The 16,380-nt window shown below is 53.0% G+C and carries 10 protein-coding genes and 7 pseudogenes; 11 read left to right on the top strand and 6 right to left on the bottom strand.

Going from position 1 to position 16,380, the window contains the following annotated elements:
* Positions 1 to 10: 10 nt before the first annotated feature.
* The 4 genes and pseudogenes from hslO to ACMZI0_RS03145 form a co-directional block, all read right to left on the bottom strand.
* Positions 11 to 882 (bottom strand): annotated as a pseudogene (hslO, locus tag ACMZI0_RS03160) (Hsp33 family molecular chaperone HslO).
* Between the two features lie 25 nt (positions 883 to 907).
* Entirely contained in the window at positions 908 to 1,315 is a 408-nt protein-coding gene (gene hslR / locus ACMZI0_RS03155; RefSeq protein ID WP_415671916.1) for a ribosome-associated heat shock protein Hsp15, read from the bottom strand.
* Between the two features lie 42 nt (positions 1,316 to 1,357).
* Positions 1,358 to 2,058, bottom strand: a pseudogene (gene yrfG, locus ACMZI0_RS03150) (GMP/IMP nucleotidase).
* 112 nt (positions 2,059 to 2,170) lie between these two features.
* Positions 2,171 to 4,322 (bottom strand): annotated as a pseudogene (locus ACMZI0_RS03145) (IgaA/UmoB family intracellular growth attenuator).
* A gap of 457 nt (positions 4,323 to 4,779) precedes the next feature.
* Between ACMZI0_RS03145 and nudE the strand changes: the two are divergent.
* Positions 4,780 to 5,337 (top strand): ADP compounds hydrolase NudE, encoded by a 558-nt coding sequence (nudE, locus tag ACMZI0_RS03140; RefSeq protein WP_415671915.1) that lies wholly within the window; start codon positions 4,780 to 4,782, stop codon positions 5,335 to 5,337.
* A gap of 46 nt (positions 5,338 to 5,383) precedes the next feature.
* Here the strand turns inward: nudE and ACMZI0_RS03135 are convergent.
* Positions 5,384 to 7,185: pseudogene (locus ACMZI0_RS03135) on the bottom strand (penicillin-binding transpeptidase domain-containing protein); the annotation flags it as partial.
* 241 nt (positions 7,186 to 7,426) lie between these two features.
* Between ACMZI0_RS03135 and ACMZI0_RS03130 the strand changes: the two are divergent.
* The 10 genes and pseudogenes from ACMZI0_RS03130 to trpS all read left to right on the top strand — a co-directional run bounded on the left by ACMZI0_RS03130 (position 7,427) and on the right by trpS (position 16,026).
* The gene (locus ACMZI0_RS03130; protein ID WP_415671914.1) at positions 7,427 to 7,819 is read left to right on the top strand and encodes a hypothetical protein; all 393 of its coding nucleotides are present in this window, start codon (positions 7,427 to 7,429) and stop codon (positions 7,817 to 7,819) included.
* A gap of 95 nt (positions 7,820 to 7,914) precedes the next feature.
* On the top strand, positions 7,915 to 8,295 hold the full coding sequence (locus tag ACMZI0_RS03125; RefSeq protein WP_415671913.1) for a HofP DNA utilization family protein: 381 nt from the start codon (positions 7,915 to 7,917) through the stop codon (positions 8,293 to 8,295).
* 110 nt (positions 8,296 to 8,405) lie between these two features.
* Positions 8,406 to 9,565, top strand: a pseudogene (gene hofQ, locus ACMZI0_RS03120) (DNA uptake porin HofQ).
* A 336-nt stretch (positions 9,566 to 9,901) separates the two neighbouring features.
* Positions 9,902 to 10,423 (top strand): shikimate kinase AroK, encoded by a 522-nt coding sequence (gene aroK, locus ACMZI0_RS03115; protein WP_195315773.1) that lies wholly within the window; start codon positions 9,902 to 9,904, stop codon positions 10,421 to 10,423.
* 48 nt (positions 10,424 to 10,471) lie between these two features.
* Positions 10,472 to 11,557: a 3-dehydroquinate synthase gene (gene aroB, locus ACMZI0_RS03110; RefSeq protein WP_415671912.1), complete on the top strand. Its 1,086-nt coding sequence runs from the start codon at positions 10,472 to 10,474 to the stop codon at positions 11,555 to 11,557.
* Positions 11,558 to 11,691: 134 nt separating this feature from the next.
* On the top strand, positions 11,692 to 12,705 hold the full coding sequence (locus ACMZI0_RS03105; RefSeq protein ID WP_415671911.1) for an SPOR domain-containing protein: 1,014 nt from the start codon (positions 11,692 to 11,694) through the stop codon (positions 12,703 to 12,705).
* Between the two features lie 80 nt (positions 12,706 to 12,785).
* Entirely contained in the window at positions 12,786 to 13,610 is an 825-nt protein-coding gene (dam, locus tag ACMZI0_RS03100) for an adenine-specific DNA-methyltransferase (RefSeq protein WP_415671910.1), read from the top strand.
* Between the two features lie 54 nt (positions 13,611 to 13,664).
* A complete protein-coding gene (gene rpe / locus ACMZI0_RS03095) occupies positions 13,665 to 14,342 on the top strand; it encodes a ribulose-phosphate 3-epimerase (RefSeq protein ID WP_415671909.1) in 678 nt (225 codons plus the stop codon).
* A pseudogene (locus tag ACMZI0_RS03090) lies at positions 14,335 to 15,013 on the top strand (phosphoglycolate phosphatase); the annotation flags it as partial. The gene rpe and the pseudogene ACMZI0_RS03090, both read left to right, overlap by 8 nt.
* Before the next feature lie 8 nt (positions 15,014 to 15,021).
* Positions 15,022 to 16,026, top strand: a complete 1,005-nt coding sequence (trpS, locus tag ACMZI0_RS03085; RefSeq protein WP_415671908.1) for a tryptophan--tRNA ligase — start codon at positions 15,022 to 15,024, stop codon at positions 16,024 to 16,026.
* A gap of 47 nt (positions 16,027 to 16,073) precedes the next feature.
* On the opposite strand, the pseudogene ACMZI0_RS03080 reads toward trpS, so the two are convergent.
* Positions 16,074 to 16,380: pseudogene (locus ACMZI0_RS03080) on the bottom strand (hypothetical protein); the annotation flags it as partial.

Below are 16,380 nucleotides of genomic sequence, written 5' to 3'. Positions count from 1 at the left end.
TCTTCTTCGATCAATGCCTTATGCTGTCTGTATCGGCGTGACGAATATCACTGATTTCGCTGGCGCTAAACAGATAGTGATTTCCACAATAATCGCAGTGCATGTCGATTTCGCCATCCTGCGCCAGCATCTCATTCAGATCGTCATCCGTCAGCGTCATTAATGCATCTGCGCAACGTTCACGCGAGCAGTGACAATGAAACGATACTGACTGCGGCTCGTAGAGCGTAACCGATTCCTGATGGTAAAGGCGGTACAGCACATCGTTCGCGGGCAGGGTAAACAGCTCTTCATTTTTGATGGTGGCGGTTAACTGCGCCAGATGGTCAAAGTCATCGTGGCCGACGTGTTGTGCGGGCAGCACTTGCAGCAGTATGCCGGCGGCAGCCGGGCGGCCTTCGTGCTCTGTGCTGCGGATAAACAGTCGGGTAGGTAACTGCTCGGATTGCAGAAAATAGTTTTCCAGACAACTGGCAACAGAGTCGCCTTCCAGCCCTACCACACCTTGATAGCGCTCACCTTCCTCGGGGGTAATGGTGATCACCAGATAGCCGTTACCGACCATGTCACGCAGCGTAGCATCAGGGGCAATCTCGCCTTGTAAACGCGCAACACCGCGCATTTTCTGCTGGTGGTTGCCATTAATCACCGCGAGTTTGAGCGGGCCGTCACCCTGAAGCTGTACGGTGATATCGCCATTGAATTTCAGCGTTGCCGTCAACAGGCTGGTGGCGGCGAGCATATCACCCAGAATCAGGCGCACCGGCGCTGGGTAGTCATGGTTTTCCAGAATATGCCGGTAGGTATTGCTGACCGTCACCAACTCGCAACAAAATGCATTATTTTCAAAAGATAACGGTGTAGTTGGTCATGGTTGGACATGGTTTCTCTCTTGGTTGGTCAGGGACTATTCTGAATCACTGTATTTAAATTTTATCAGATCGCGCCGTTCTTTCTTATCAGGGCGCCGATCCGGATGCGGCATCGTCAGGGCGTTCATCTTGCGTGCCAGAGAAAGCTTTGCGCGTTTTTCTACGCTTTGCTCGGTCTCTTGATAGAGTAACTGTGCTTCGGGAGCCGATCGACGTTGTGAACTGAGGGCGCAAACCAGCACGGTTCGTTCGTCATTGCCCTGACGCAGTTTGATTTCTGCATTCAGTTCTACCAGCTTGCTGGGCTTGGTACGCTGCCCATTATAATGCACCTTGCCACCGTCGATCGCCTCGCGCGCGACAGCCCGGGTTTTATAGAATCGCGCAGCCCAGAGCCATTTATCCAGGCGAATACTATCATCTGAATCGGTCTTCTCTTTCATATTCACCCCTTGTTCATAATCCCCTGGAGCATAAACGCATTATCAGGAAGCTTGTTGTGCTATGCGTAATGCGGGCAGGAACGCCAGATAATCATTCATGGCCGGATGGCGAGCAAAAGATTTTTCCTGCTGACCCGAGTCCGGGTTGGTGACCCCAAGGCAATAGCGCAGGCCAAACGCCTTGGCGGCATCCAGAATCGGCTCACTGTCATCGATAAACAGCGTGCGTTCTAAACCCCACCTGCGCCTGTACCTGTTGCCACAATTGCTGATGTTCCTTCGGATACCCATATGTATGGGTAGAAAGTAATAAATCAAGGTGTCTGTCGAGCCCGGTGTGTGCCATTTTCACCGCCAAACCGTGCGGATGGGCATTGGTGAGCAATACCCGTTGCTTGCCACTTGCCCCCCAGCGCAGTAAGAAATGGCTCGGTATCTGCGCGTAAGCAGGCACATGAACCGATCTCGCTGGTCATCTGATAGATATCAAGGCCGAGGCGTTCACTCCAGTAATCGAAGCAGTACCAGTTCAGCGTATGTTGGACGGCGTGATACTCCTTATCAATCACCCTTTTGGCTTCGCTCAGGGAGATCTCTCTCTCTCTCTCTCTCTCTCTCTCTGCGCTGAGCTGCTGTGGTACTAGCTGCAACCAGAAATAGCTGTCAAATGCCAGATCCAGCAGGGTGCCATCCATATCCAGGATAACGGTGTCGATATCATTCCAAGTGAGGTCTTGCTGCATCTGTACTCCGGTAGCGGCGGCGAGCGCTGTGTTGTGCAGGAAAACGCGGCACAACAAGGGCTGGTATGATGCCTGAGGCGGCAATAAGCAACAGGCTGTGATGCAGGCGCGCCTAGCTATCCATCCGGTAGGCGCGACCCTCCATTAGGATAGGCGTAGCGAGTCGGGTAGAAAAGCACTCACCGTAGTACTGTTTGATATCACGTTCGCGCTGTTGGCTTTTGCGCATTTTTACCAGCATCAGCGCCAGATTTGGCAACCAGTACCACCGAGAGTACCAGCATCAATAAACCGGTGCCAAAATAGCGCCACAGTGTAATGGCGTCAGGATCGCTATGTAAATTGATGTGCTGCGTCCCGTTGGCATCGGTGGAGAGCTGAGTGATCACCCCTTTAGCGCTAAAGGGGGTGTGCAACAACATCGCGGAAAGCCGTTGTAACTCCTGCCACTGCTCTGCTGCATGATATTCATTGAACGGCTTGGGCGGCAGTGGATAGTTCACAAGTTGATGGCCTTCATCACTGCGGATAAGAAAGCCGCTCGGTGGCGGACTGTTCAGCGAGTCCGTTACCGCGTTAATCTCTTGATAGAAAAACGACTCTGTTGCGCTGACAACCAGAGATTCCAACGATTCAGCATTAACGGAACGCAGCAGGACGTTCATGCCTTTAAGCGATCCTGATTTTGCGCGTCTGACCAATGCATCCCAGGTTTTCACGTTGCCCAGGTTGACCAATGCATTTTTCAATCGGGTACAGTCCTCTTCGCGCGTACACAGTTCCTGTGTTTTTAGCACGATGTCGGAGAAATTATTGAGCAGCACCATGCCTGATTTCTGAATAGCTGATGCGAGCTGTGTGCTGACTTTGCCTTCATCGTTGGTGACGGGGTGCAACTGGGCGTTCACGACGGCCAGTAGCGCTGAGGCTTTTTCGATCACGTCTGATTCAGGTAGCGGCAGTGATCCCGCCTTGTTCCAGTAGATGGCAGAACAATCAAAGGGGGTAAAGGGATACGGTTTGACATTACCCGGATAGCGGTTACCCGCAGGCACATCGCACATGCCGGTACTTTGAATGTCCAGTTTATCGCCGATCTTCAGGCGAGCGTTTTGCAATTCGTCGACCTGCGTCACTTTGATGTTCTGCGCGCCTTGCAGCCAGCTCATGCTCAGATTAAGCGGTAATTCCAGCGGCATGAAACTGAGCAGCAAAATCAGAGGCAAAAGCGCGCCTGCTGAAAGGATCAGGTTTTTTCCCCATCGCTGGAGTGGAAAACGGGTAACTTCCTCGTGGAGCGAGAGAAATTCCCCCTGACGGACTACCTGGCGATTCAGATAGATATCGACCTGGGTTTTCTGCGCTAGATCGTAGGCGATATAAGGCTGCCAATGGGACGGGTAGATCAGATCGATATTACCCAGTGAAATATTGCCAATCTGCCCCTGGTTCGATTCCCCAAACAGGCCAAGGCACTGTGGTGTGCCATTCAGGCAGTGTACCTCTTGCAGTTCACGCTCGGATGGTGCGCGGAACAGTTGCCAACAGCTCCAGGCCGCCAGCAGCACTGCCGCACCGGCGAGCCAGGGCATTACCGTCAGCGGCGTCATCAGGCTGATAAACAACAGCAGGAAGGCCAATGCGATTAACAGCGCTTCCCGAATGCCGGACGCGTGATGCATCGCGAACTCTTCTCGGGTCTCTTTGCGAACGGCCACCAGCTCTGCGCGCTCATTCCCCTCTTCTCGAATCGAGGCATTGCGTTCAGGCATTAACGGCGTCGGTAAAATACCCTGATCGCTGCGCTCAACGCATTCACTCAAGGAATGTCCGTTGAGCGCAACGACCAGCGGAATTGAGCGGGTGTTAATCAGCTCGATGTGGTTGTTCTCGGTGATGTACTGTTCCCAGTTTGCGGGCAGATGTATCTCTTGTGTATCAATGAAATAACGCCATTTGTTCGCGGTACTGGTATTGAGTCCATAGCGTGTGATGCTATGGGTGAGCATATAGACGCGCGGATCCTGACGGGTTCGCTGTAAAACCGGCAATGCGCTAGCGGCTGACGGTTGCAGATTAGCCTGTGTCAAATAGCGTTCAATGGCAGCTCGCTCATCGTGAGTCAATGAGCGTTCTCGCGCGTGCATGACGGCGAATGACGGTTTTGTAAAGGGCAAATGGCGACGCATACGGTATCCAGTGTAACTTCCGATGACGATAAGACAGGCAAACAATAGGGATAAAAGAATAACTATTGTGCTCATGCCATCCTCATTCCAACGCTGATAATTCGGATACTAGCAAACTTATCCCGAGAGTGATAATCCGTATATCATTGTTAATCAGCTTGAATCACCCATTTGCGCAATAAATTTTTCGTACATTTCGATGATCTTACCAAGAGAAAATCAGATGAAAACATGGGGAAAATCTGAATTTATTGTGACGTGTTGACTTTTGTTTTTTTCAGTGGAAATCAGAAATGTTTGTTATTTGTTGCGATTGTGTAAATTTAGACGTTTCAGAGTTGCAGTAAGATAGCCTGTTAACGCACAATGTGAGCAATATCAAAGAAGAAAATTAACGTTTTTTTTTTGCATTCTGCGGCGCGCCCGTTTCGGAAAAAGAGGTGCCAGTTCTTCATGCTCCTCAACAATTTTTTTTGACGGGTATCAGATTTTTTTCGTTGCCACAGGGATGCCTCGTAGGGCGAATATATTTATGGATAACAATCTGAAAAAACCGAAAATCCTGAATGTGGAGACAGTGGCCCGTTCGCGTCTGTTTAACGTGGAGTCGGTTGATCTGAAGTTCAGCAACGGCGTGCGCCGCGTGTATGAACGGATGCGCCCCTCGGGCCTGGAAGCGGTCATGATTGTGCCGATTATCGGCAATGAGTTGGTGTTGGTGCGCGAATATGCAGTCGGCATCGAACAGTACGAGTTGGGCTTTCCTAAAGGGCTTATTGACCCAGGTGAAACCGTTTTTGAAGCGGCAAATCGCGAATTGATGGAAGAGGCGGGATTTGGTGCACACCAGATGTCGCTGCTGGCGACGCTAACGCTGGCTCCTTCTTATTTCTCCAGCCGCATGAATATCGTTGTAGCGCGCGATCTTTATCCGCAAACGCGAGAAGGGGATGAGCCTGAGCCGCTGATTCCGGTGCGCTGGCCGTTGGATAATCTGCTTGGCTTGCTACAGGAACCGGATTTTCGTGAAGCACGTAACATTAGTGCGCTGTTTTTGACGCGCGAGTGGCTGGCAGGGCAGTCTGAGTAATAGTTCCCCCGGCTTTCACCGGGGGAACCATCCTCCCTCTAAACGGTTAGAACAATTCTTCGCTTTGGCCGTTTTCCATCAGGGTCGTGCCCGCTTCGTGTACTTCAAACTCGGTAGGCTGTGTCCCATCGATAAAATATTCTGCACGGCTGTTTCCGCTTCCGTTGGAGAGCTTGCCGGTGTAGCGATCGATGGTGACGGTGACGACGCCTGGCGGCGGTGTCAATGGCTGCTCTGCTACGCCTTGCAGGGCGACTTTCATATAATCATCCCACGCTGGCTGGGCGTTCTTTGCGCCACCTTCATAGCCGGAGATCTGATCTTTAATCGCACCAGAGACCGTGCTGCGGCCAAGATCGCGGCGGTGATCGTCAAAGCTAATCCACACCGAGGTGACAAGGTTAGGCCCGTAGCCGGAGAACCAGGCATCCTTGGAACTGTTGGTGGTGCCCGTTTTGCCGCCGATGTTATGGCGTTGCAAATCTTTACCGGCGCGCCAGCCTGTTCCCATCCAGCCAGGCTCGCCAAAAACATTGCTGTTGAGCGCGCTCTTTATCAGGAAAGACAACGGCGTGCTAATCACGTGCGGCGCATACGGCAGCGTGCTTGCCTGCGCTTCGGTCGGCGTTACCGCATCGATCTGCGGCTGAGGCACGGTACCCTGTTGCTCTAACGAGGTGGCAACGTTCCCCATGTTGTCCGTCGAGAGAACGGCAGAACGCGGCGTTTCGCCGTAAACCAGTGGCAGATTACAGGTATCGCACACGGTTTTCGGCGTCGCGTTAAAGAGTGCGTTGCCGGTGTCATTCTCAATACGGGAAATAAAGTAAGGGTCAACCAGATACCCCCCGTTGGCCATCACCGCATAGCCTCTGACAACTTGCAGCGGCGTGAAAGAGGCTGCACCCAGCGCCAGCGATTCGGTACGCACAATGTTTTGCTGCGGGAAGCCGAAACGCTCTAAGTAATCTGCCGCGTAATCGACACCCATGGCACGCATCGCACGTACCATCACCACGTTTTTAGACTTCCCCAATCCCTGACGTAAACGAATCGGGCCGTCGTAGGTTGCCGGGGAGTTCTTCGGACTCCAGTCTGAGCCTGCGCCCGCATCCCAACGGGTAATCGGCACATCGTTGAGGATGGTGGCCAGCGTCAGGCCCTTATCCATGGCGGCGGTGTAGAGGAACGGTTTGATATTGGAGCCAATCTGGCGCAGCGCCTGCGTAGCGCGGTTGAACTTGCTCTGATTGAAATCAAAGCCGCCCACCAGTACCTCAATGGCACCGTTGGTGGGGTTCATTGGCACAATGGCGGAGTTGACGTCCGGCGCTTGTCCCAGCCACCAGTCATTACCCACCTTGCGCACCCACACCTGCTGGCCGTTTTGTACCACTTCGGTGACGCGACGCGGCATTCCCCTTGCAGCACGTCAGATTTGAACGGGCGCGCCCATTTCATGCCCGCCAGCGGCAGCACGACGTTGCTGCCATCAGCCATGAGTGCCGTGGCCTTGTCGGCATCATTTTGGGTGATAACGGCAGGGTAGAGCGGGCCATAATTGGGCGTATTTTTCAGCTCATTGATAATGCGCGTTTGGTCCCAGGCGCTTTCACCGACCTTCCACAGCACTTTTTCCGGGCCGCGATAGCCATGGCGCATGTCATACGCCATGACGTTATTGCGAAGCGCTTCTTCGGCGGCAAGCTGACGTTTCTTGGTGATGGTGGTGTGCACCTTGTAGCCGTCGTTATAGGCATCTTCACCGTAGCGTTTCACCATCTCCTGACGCACCATCTCTGCCAGATAGGGTGCAGAGAAAGCAATCTGTGGCGCGTGATAATCGGCCACCAGTTTCCCATTGGCCGTGAATCTCTGGTGCTCGATTATCGCACCGAGCCCCAATCACCGGGTACTTTGCTGATCACAGCCGCTAAACGTGGAGAAGTGACACAGTGGCAACAGTGCCTGCATCGTGCCGGGCTAATACCGGACGTACTAGATATTTTGCCTTGCGCACCCTGGCTCAACTGACGAAGGTGGCTTCCTATTCCCTGTTACTGCACGGTCTTGACGCCCATCACTGGCTGTGGCTTTCGCCGTTATCTCAACCATTATCGTTTGGCGTTATGGCGGCGCTGGGCTATTACACTGTACTTCAGCCGGAGCGAGTGCAGTGGAGCGCTTGCACCAACATACTTTGCTCGCGAGTGAGGCTCGTGATACGCTGGTGCGGAGTCTCGATGATTTCCCTGCGCGACACACGTTGCAGCAACAGTGGGATTCCCTGCCCGAAAAACCCATCCATGACGTTACGGTGGCACTCACGGAGCGCCTTCTACTCCCTCTCTCTGTATCCAGAGCCGATCTGTTAACACTGCAACCTTCTACGACCCTGCCTCTTCACAGCTGGAAGGTGATAGTGAGCACTGACTTCCATGGCGTGCTGACCTTCATTCAACAGATTACCGCCTCATCGTAGCCGTTGAATATTCATTCGCTCTCCATCAACGCGCAACAAGAGAGTCTTCATGTGGAAATGCAACTTGCCCTTCCCGACATCAGCGAGGAGGCGCAATGATGAATCTGACTTACGGGGGGATGCTGGTGGTGGCGTTGTTACCATCGGTGGTGCACAGCGATACCGCCCCCCAGGGGCGGGACCCTTTTCTGCCGATCACTGGGCGTTTTTCCGGTGAGGATGCGATTGCACAATGGCGGCTCGAAGGCTTGATTGGGCATTCAACCAGATGGTCTGGGTGGCTTTCTGCACCAAGGCAGGGTTGGGTCATGGTGAACGTGGGCGACGCGGTAGCAAACACCGGGTGGGTCGTCAGCGCCATCAATGAGCACGGCGTACAGATAGAAAAACGCGTGATGGATTCAACAGGGCACGAGCGGAGTTGGACGCGGAAACTGCCTGCTGCGTGGTCGTCGCAGAGCATCGATACACGGTGAACATGTCATCGCTGAGCACGGAGGAAAGCAAGATGAAACGGATCGGGAGGCTGAGGGCCATCATGGCGTTAGTGTTTACCGTGTTGGTGTAACACGCGGTATTTGCAAGTGTGCCATCACAGCCTATCTCGCTGATATTTGAGATGCTCCCGTGCAGAAAATCGTGCAGGCGCTCGCTGAGCACCAGCGTTTGAATGTGGTGATTGCCCCCGGAGTTGACGGTGTGATGAGCCTGCGTTTGCACAACATTCCCTGGCAGCAGGCGTTGGACATTGTCGCGCTTCAGGGTGCATTGTTGGTTGAACGCAAAGGCAACGTATTGCTGGTTTCTTCGCGTGCGGCGGAGATTCGTCAGCCTGAGCTGGAAAATCGCTTCTTCGCCCTGCAATACGCCAGTGCGGAAGAGGTTGCCGTCAGCGTGCTGGCACAACGCAGTACGCAGTTGTCAGAACAGGGCAGCGTGAGTGCCGATACGCGCACCAATACGCTATTGGTGCGCGATGCCCCTGCGGTATTACAACAGTTACACAAATGGGTTGACGCGCTGGATCAGCCTGTCCCTCAGGTACAATTGGCCGCGCATATCGTCACGATCAGCAGCGAAAGTTTACGGGCTTTGGGCGTGAACTGGGGCATGAGCGAACCGGTTAACGCTGGCCGAGCGCTGCGCCTGAATGATTTTAACGTCAACCTGCCGGTTGATTTGCCTGCGGGCAGCATTGGATTCAATCTGGCGCGCTTGAATGGCTGGCTACTCGATTTGGAATTGTCAGCGCTCGAGCAAGAGAACCAGGTTGAAATCATTGCCAGTCCGCGTCTTTTTACCGCACACAAGCAGATGGCGAGCATCAAACAGGGCACGGAGATTCCTTATCAGGTCTCCAGCGGTGCCAGTGGCGCCACATCCATTCAGTTCAAAGAAGCCGTATTGGGGATGGAAGTCACGCCCACGGTGCTGCGTGAAGGCAAGATTACTCTGAACCTGAAAATCAGCCAAAACATGCCGGGGTTGGTGATTAAACAAAGTGACAATGGCGAAACATTGGCAATCGACAAGCAAGAAATTCAAACCCAGGTTGTGGTGTCTGATGGTGAGACGATTGTGTTGGGCGGGATTTTTCAACAGCAAAAAAATCAGGGGGAACGAAAAGTACCGTGGTTGGGGGATGTTCCGTTACTGGGCTCACTGTTTCAACATCAACGACATGAGCATAAACGGCGTGAACTGGTGATTTTCATCACCTCGACGTTAGTCGCGGCATCGTCTTGATGGAGACCTAACGGTGTGCGCTGAGATCCAAGATTTACCCGTTTCCGCTTTCTCAGTTTGACGCTGCGCTGGATTTAGCATACAAGGTTAGCCCATTGAGCGCTGCGGTCTGTCGAAGCGGAATTATCTTACCAGAAGATGCCGAATTAATACGCTATTTGCCGTTCGACATGGGGCGAGATATTTTATTCGGTTGCCAAATGCCCCTGAGTATTGAGATAATTTTCTGTCTGATTCTCGAACTATCGCTCATGAGGTTTCAGTTTAGGTCCCGTTGCTGGGTTGATTGGCGGGGCGGGTTATCATTAACGAATTGTCTTAGTAATACCAAAAAACATGGCAGAGAAACGCAATATCTTTCTGGTTGGGCCGATGGGTGCCGGCAAAAGCACTATTGGCCGTCAGTTAGCTCAGCAACTCAATATGGAGTTTTTCGACTCCGATCAAGAAATTGAGCGACGCACCGGGGCTGATGTGGGCTGGGTTTTTGATCTCGAAGGCGAAGAAGGTTTTCGCGATCGTGAAGAAAAAGTCATCAACGAATTGACCGAGAAACAGGGTATCGTACTGGCTACCGGCGGTGGCTCGGTAAAATCACGCGAGACACGCAATCGCCTGTCAGCGCGCGGGGTTGTGGTCTATTTGGAAACCACCATCGAAAAACAGTTGGCGCGCACGCAGCGTGACAAAAAGCGTCCTTTGCTTCAGGTAGAGGATCCGCCGCGCGAAGTGTTGGAGGCGTTAGCAAGAGAGCGTAATCCGCTGTATGAAGAAATTGCTGATGTCACCATTCGCACTGACGAGCAGAGCGCCAAGGTGGTTGCCAACCAGATCATCAGTATGTTGGATGGCAACTGAGTAACGACATCGCCCTGAGCTTCGGGGCCAAGCGGGTAAAGCACGCGCATGGAAAGAATTACCGTAACATTAGGGGAACGCAGCTATCCCATTACAATAGCCGCCGGGTTGTTTGCTGACCTGGCTTCTTTTATGCCGCTGGCCGCGGGCGAACAGGTGATGTTGGTGACCAACCAGACGCTGGCCCCGCTCTATCTCGATGCGGTTCGCCGGGTGCTGGAGCAGGCGGGTGTGAATGTTGATCACGTCATATTGCCTGATGGCGAAAAATATAAATCGCTAACGGTGCTGGATGACGTCTTTACCGCATTGCTGCAAAAACCTCACGATCGAGACACGACGATCGTCGCCCTGGGGGGCGGCGTAATTGGCGATCTGGCGGGCTTTGCTGCCGCCAGCTATCAGCGTGGCGTGCGCTTTATTCAGGTGCCGACAACGCTGTTATCGCAGGTTGACTCTTCCGTTGGCGGTAAAACCGCAGTGAACCATCCGCTCGGTAAAAACATGATCGGCGCGTTCTATCAGTCCGCTTCGGTGGTTATCGATTTGGACTGTCTGCGCACCTTACCTGCCCGGGAGTTTTCCTCCGGTTTGGCCGAGGTGATCAAATATGGGATTATTCTCGATGGCGAATTCTTCGTTTGGCTGGAGAATCATCTCGACGCGGTGCGTGAGCTGGAACCTGCTGCGCTCTCTTACTGTATTCGTCGTTGCTGTGAGCTAAAGGCTGAGGTGGTCGCAGCGGATGAACGCGAAAGCGGGATGCGCGCGCTGCTCAACCTGGGCCATACCTATGGGCACGCCATTGAAGCAGAGATGGGCTATGGTAACTGGTTGCACGGTGAAGCAGTTGCTGCGGGCATGATGATGGCCGCGCATGCGGCGAGACGGCTTGGCCAATTCAGCGCCTCGGAAATTGATCGTATTCGTGCATTGCTGGTACGTGCAGGGTTACCGGTTCACGGCCCGGATGCGATGTCACCGGAATCTTATCTTCCCCATATGATGCGTGACAAAAAGGTACAGGCAGGTGAACTTCGCCTTGTCTTGCCCACTGCGATTGGTCGCTCGGAAGTGCGCGGTGGTGTATCACACGATATTGTATTGGCGTCGATCGCCGATTGCCGGGCGTGAATACAGTTTTTCGGGTATTTGCAGACATATTCACGCTGATGGTTTATGGTTAATAGAAGATAATGTCTTATAATTCAACAATTCGCTCCGCTTACCGCGCAGCGGGTATGTGCTTTTCAGTTGGAGGGGTTTAAATGGACGAGTTTAAACCAGAAGATGAGTTAAAACCGGATACCAGCGATCGGCGGCCACAACGTCAGCAACGCAGTCCCCGTCTCTCTGCGCCGCAACTGGCGCTCTCTCGTCAACATTTGATGATTGGGATTGGGATTGTGGTGCTGTTGATCATCGGCGTGGGTTCCACATTGCAATCACCGTCTAAACCGGCTGATAGCGCGCAAACGACGGCTTCTGGCAACGGTGAGAAGAGTATCGATTTGTCTGCCTCTTCTTCGATGACGCAGGGCGCGCCTGCCCAGGGGGAAGTCGCGCCCGGTAATGCTGCGGTATCAGGGAGCGCTGCTGCACCTGGGCAACCGCAGACCTTGAATGCGCCGCCGATCTCTGGCTCACCGACACAAGCGCAGGTAAACCCTCCGCCAGCCGGGCAGCAGCGTGTCGAATTGCCGGGTAACATGACGGATGCGCTTTCGACGCAGCAAGAAAAGGTTAACGCGTTCTCTCAGGGGGCAACGTCGGGTTCTTCGCCGGTAACCACACTGCCGACCGCACCTGCCACCGTGGCTCCCTCGGCGAAAAATCCACCGCACGTCTCTGAGAAGACAGCGCAGGATAAAGCCGCACATGCTAAAAACGCTCAAGATAAAGCGGCACAAGGCAAATCAGCCCTAACGCCAACGCAAAAAGTGCCGATGACATCAGGCAAGCCGACATCCTCTGGGGACAAGGCGACGGTTTCAGGGCTGGGGGGATCGATTCAAAATGCACCCGCCAGCCATTTCACACTGCAATTAAGCAGTGCATCACGTTCAGATACGCTGAAAGCTTACGCCAAGCAGCACAACTTACCCAATGCCTGGGTTTATGAAACCAAGCGAGACGGTAAACCTTGGTATGTATTGGTGAACGGTGTTTATGCTTCTTCTGCTGAAGCGAAGCAGGCCGCGTCATCGCTTCCTGCGGCCGTGCAGGCGCAAAAATCATGGGTTAAGCCGATCCGTCAGGTGAAGCAGGACTTGAATAAGTAACACCAATTTTAGCCCTGATGTGCTGTCTGACACAGAGTACAATCCGCGGCTCTGAAATGTAATGAGTAACTAACGACGGCATGAAGAAGAACCGCGCTTTTTTAAAATGGGCTGGTGGGAAATATCCGCTGGTAGAAGAAATTCGCCGCTATCTACCTGCAGGAGACTGTCTGATAGAGCCGTTTGTGGGTGCCGGTTCAGTGTTTTTGAATACGGAATACGACCGTTACATCCTGGCGGACATTAACAGTGACCTCATCAATCTCTACGATATCGTTAAGACGCAAACCGACGATTTCATTCGTGACGCGCGCGAACTGTTCACCGATGAACATAACGTGGTGGAGATATTTTATCTGTTGCGCGATGAGTTTAATCTTTGTGCGGTGCCCTATCGTCGTGCGGTACTGTTTTTGTATCTGAACCGCCACTGTTATAACGGCTTGTGCCGCTATAACATGCGAGGCGAATTCAACGTGCCGTTTGGCCGTTACAAAAAACCGTATTTTCCCGAAGAAGAGTTACGCTGGTTTGCCTACAAGGCACGTAATGCCACTTTTGTCTGCGAGCACTATCAGCAGACGCTGCTCAAAGCAACGCAAGGTGCTGTGGTCTATTGCGATCCTCCTTATGCGCCGCTTTCCGCAACGGCGAATTTTACAGCGTATCACACGAATAATTTCAATAACATCGATCAACAGAGCCTGGCGACGCTGGCGCATCGGTTGTCGGTGGAGAGTGCCATTCCCGTGCTGATATCCAACCACGATACTGAGCTGACCCGAGAGTGGTATCAGGATGCGGCGCTGTATGTGGTGAGAGCCAGACGCACCATCAGTCGGAATATCATGGGGCGCAGCAAGGTAAATGAGCTGTTGGCGCTCTATGGTGCACCGCTACGTTAATACCCGATGCGTGCGCATAGCACAGGTTATCCTATCAACTTTTTGGAGATACGAATGAAGCCTTTCCTGATCGTTCCGTCCATCTTATCGGCCGACTTTGCCCGGTTGGGGGAAGATACCGCCAGCGTGTTGGCTGCCGGAGCCGATGTGGTTCACTTCGATGTCATGGATAACCATTACGTTCCCAATCTGACGATCGGGCCGCTGGTGCTCAAAGCATTGTGCAACTATGGCATCACGGCGCCTATCGATGTTCATCTGATGGTGAAACCGGTAGACCGCATTATTCCCGACTTTGCCGAGGCCGGTGCCAGCTTTATTACCTTCCACCCTGAAGCCTCCGAGCATGTCGATCGCTCACTGCAATTGATCAAGGAGCACGGTTGCAAAGCAGGGCTGGTGCTTAACCCGGCGACGTCGCTCAGCTGTCTCGACTATGTGATGGATAAGCTCGATGTCATTCTGTTGATGTCGGTCAACCCTGGGTTTGGCGGGCAATCCTTTATTCCCGGCACGCTGGATAAACTGCGTCAGGTGCGTCAACGCATTGATGAAAGAGGCTACGATATTCGTCTTGAAGTGGATGGCGGGGTAAAAGTCGACAATATTGCCCAGATTGCCCAAGCCGGAGCCGATATGTTCGTGGCCGGTTCCGCCATTTTTGGTCATGCGGATTATCGTGCGGTAATTGACAAGATGCGCAGTGAATTGAATAAGGTGTCTCATGGCTAATATCAGTGCAGTTCGCGGGCTGGCCTTTGATCTGGATGGCACGCTGGTCGACAGTGCGCCAGGTTTGGCGGATGCCGTTGATGTTGATATGGCGCTGCAAGCGTTGAATTTGCCCGTCGCCACCTGGATAGGCAATGGTGCTGATGTGCTGGTGAGCGGGCGCTGCTCTGGACGGGGGTGACCCCTACAGCGCAGGATATCCGCACTGCACGCGAACTGTTTGATCGCTACTATGCGCAAACGGTGGACGGCGGCAGTACGCTGTTTCCTGAGGTGTACGCCACACTGACCCAACTGGCCGACTGGGGCTACCCGATGGCGCTGGTAACCAATAAGCCAACGCCTTTTGTCGCGCCGCTGCTGGAAGCGCTGGGCATTGCAGGCGTCTTCACTCAAATTATTGGCGGCGATGATGTCAAAATGAAAAAGCCGCACCCTGCGCCGCTTTATCTGGTATTGGCGCAGCAAGGGTTGTGGGCATCCGAATTGCTGTTTGTCGGCGATTCGCGCAACGATATTCAGGCGGCACAGGCCGCGGGTTGCCCGAACGTTGGCATGACTTATGGCTATAACTACGGAGAAGCCATTGCGCTGAGTCAGCCCGACGTGGTGCTGAGCGCTTCTCACAACTTTTGCCCCTGGTGGGGCCACTCTCGTCAAAAAATCAGGAAGCGTCAGCATGCATAAGCCCATCGTTTTTAGCGGCGCACAGCCGTCCGGTGAACTTACCATTGGTAACTACATAGGCGCATTACGTCAGTGGGTGAACATGCAGGATGATTACGATTGCATTTACTGCATCGTTGATTTGCATGCTATCACCGTGTGCCAGGATCCCCAGCAATTGCGTAAAGCGACGATGGATACGCTGGCGCTTTATCTGGCCTGTGGTATTGATCCGCAGAAAAGCACCATCTTTGTTCAGTCCCATGTGCTGGAGCACACGCAACTGAGCTGGGTGCTAAACTGCTATTCCTACTTTGGCGAACTGAGCCGCATGACGCAGTTCAAAGACAAATCTGCACGCTATTCCGACAACATCACTGCCGGCTTGTTTGACTATCCCGTGCTGATGGCCGCTGATATCCTGCTGTATCAAACCAATCAGGTGCCAGTAGGTGAAGATCAGAAACAGCATCTGGAATTGAGCCGCGATGTGGCGCAGCGTTTCAATGCGCTGTACGGTGATATTTTCAAAGTGCCTGAGCCGTTTATTCCGAAATCGGGCGCACGCGTGATGTCGCTGCTCGACCCGACCAAAAAAATGTCCAAGTCAGATGATAACCGCAACAACGTTATTGGGCTGTTGGAAGATCCGAAATCCGTAGTGAAGAAGATCAAACGTGCGGTGACCGATTCTGATGAGCCGCCTGTCGTGCGTTATGACATCGCCAATAAAGCGGGGGTATCCAACCTGCTGGATATCCTCGCGGGTGTGACGGGGAAACCGATCCCTGAACTGGAAAAAGCGTTTGAAGGGCAGATGTATGGCCACTTGAAGGGCGCGGTCGCTGAAGCGGTCTCCGGCATGCTGACCGAGTTGCAGGTGCGTTATCATCATTTCCGTAACGATGAAGCTTTCCTGCAACAAGTGATGCGTGACGGTGCTGAAAAAGCGCGTCTAAAAGCCAATGTAACGCTGAAGAAAGTGTACGAAGCGGTTGGTTTCGTCGCTCAGCCGTAATACCCGTCTTGCTGATGATCTGGCGGCTTATGCCGCCAGATCGTTATTCATACCTGAGGAATCGGCGGAACCACACCATCGGGAATCGGGTTCTCAAACGGCGTGACGCTCAGTTTCTCTGCCAGTTCGGCCTTTGCCTGTGCCACCAGCGCCGGGTTCTGTAGCAAATCCATGGTTAATGACGCCATGGCTTCAGCCGCATAAGTAGTGCCCTTTATAGCGCGGCAAATCATTTGATACCGAAAGGCAAAATATTTAATACGCTCAAAAATCACACAAATGAAAATTATTTGATACCAATTGCTGTACTGATGTAACGCTTTTATTGTCCCTAAAACATCATGAACTTGGTTT

Origin of the sequence: Symbiopectobacterium sp. (assembly GCF_047692315.1) — a bacterium.
Classification (GTDB): domain Bacteria; phylum Pseudomonadota; class Gammaproteobacteria; order Enterobacterales; family Enterobacteriaceae; genus Symbiopectobacterium.
Note: the sequence above shows the minus strand (reverse complement) of the source record. Positions and strands in the feature narration are given on the sequence as shown.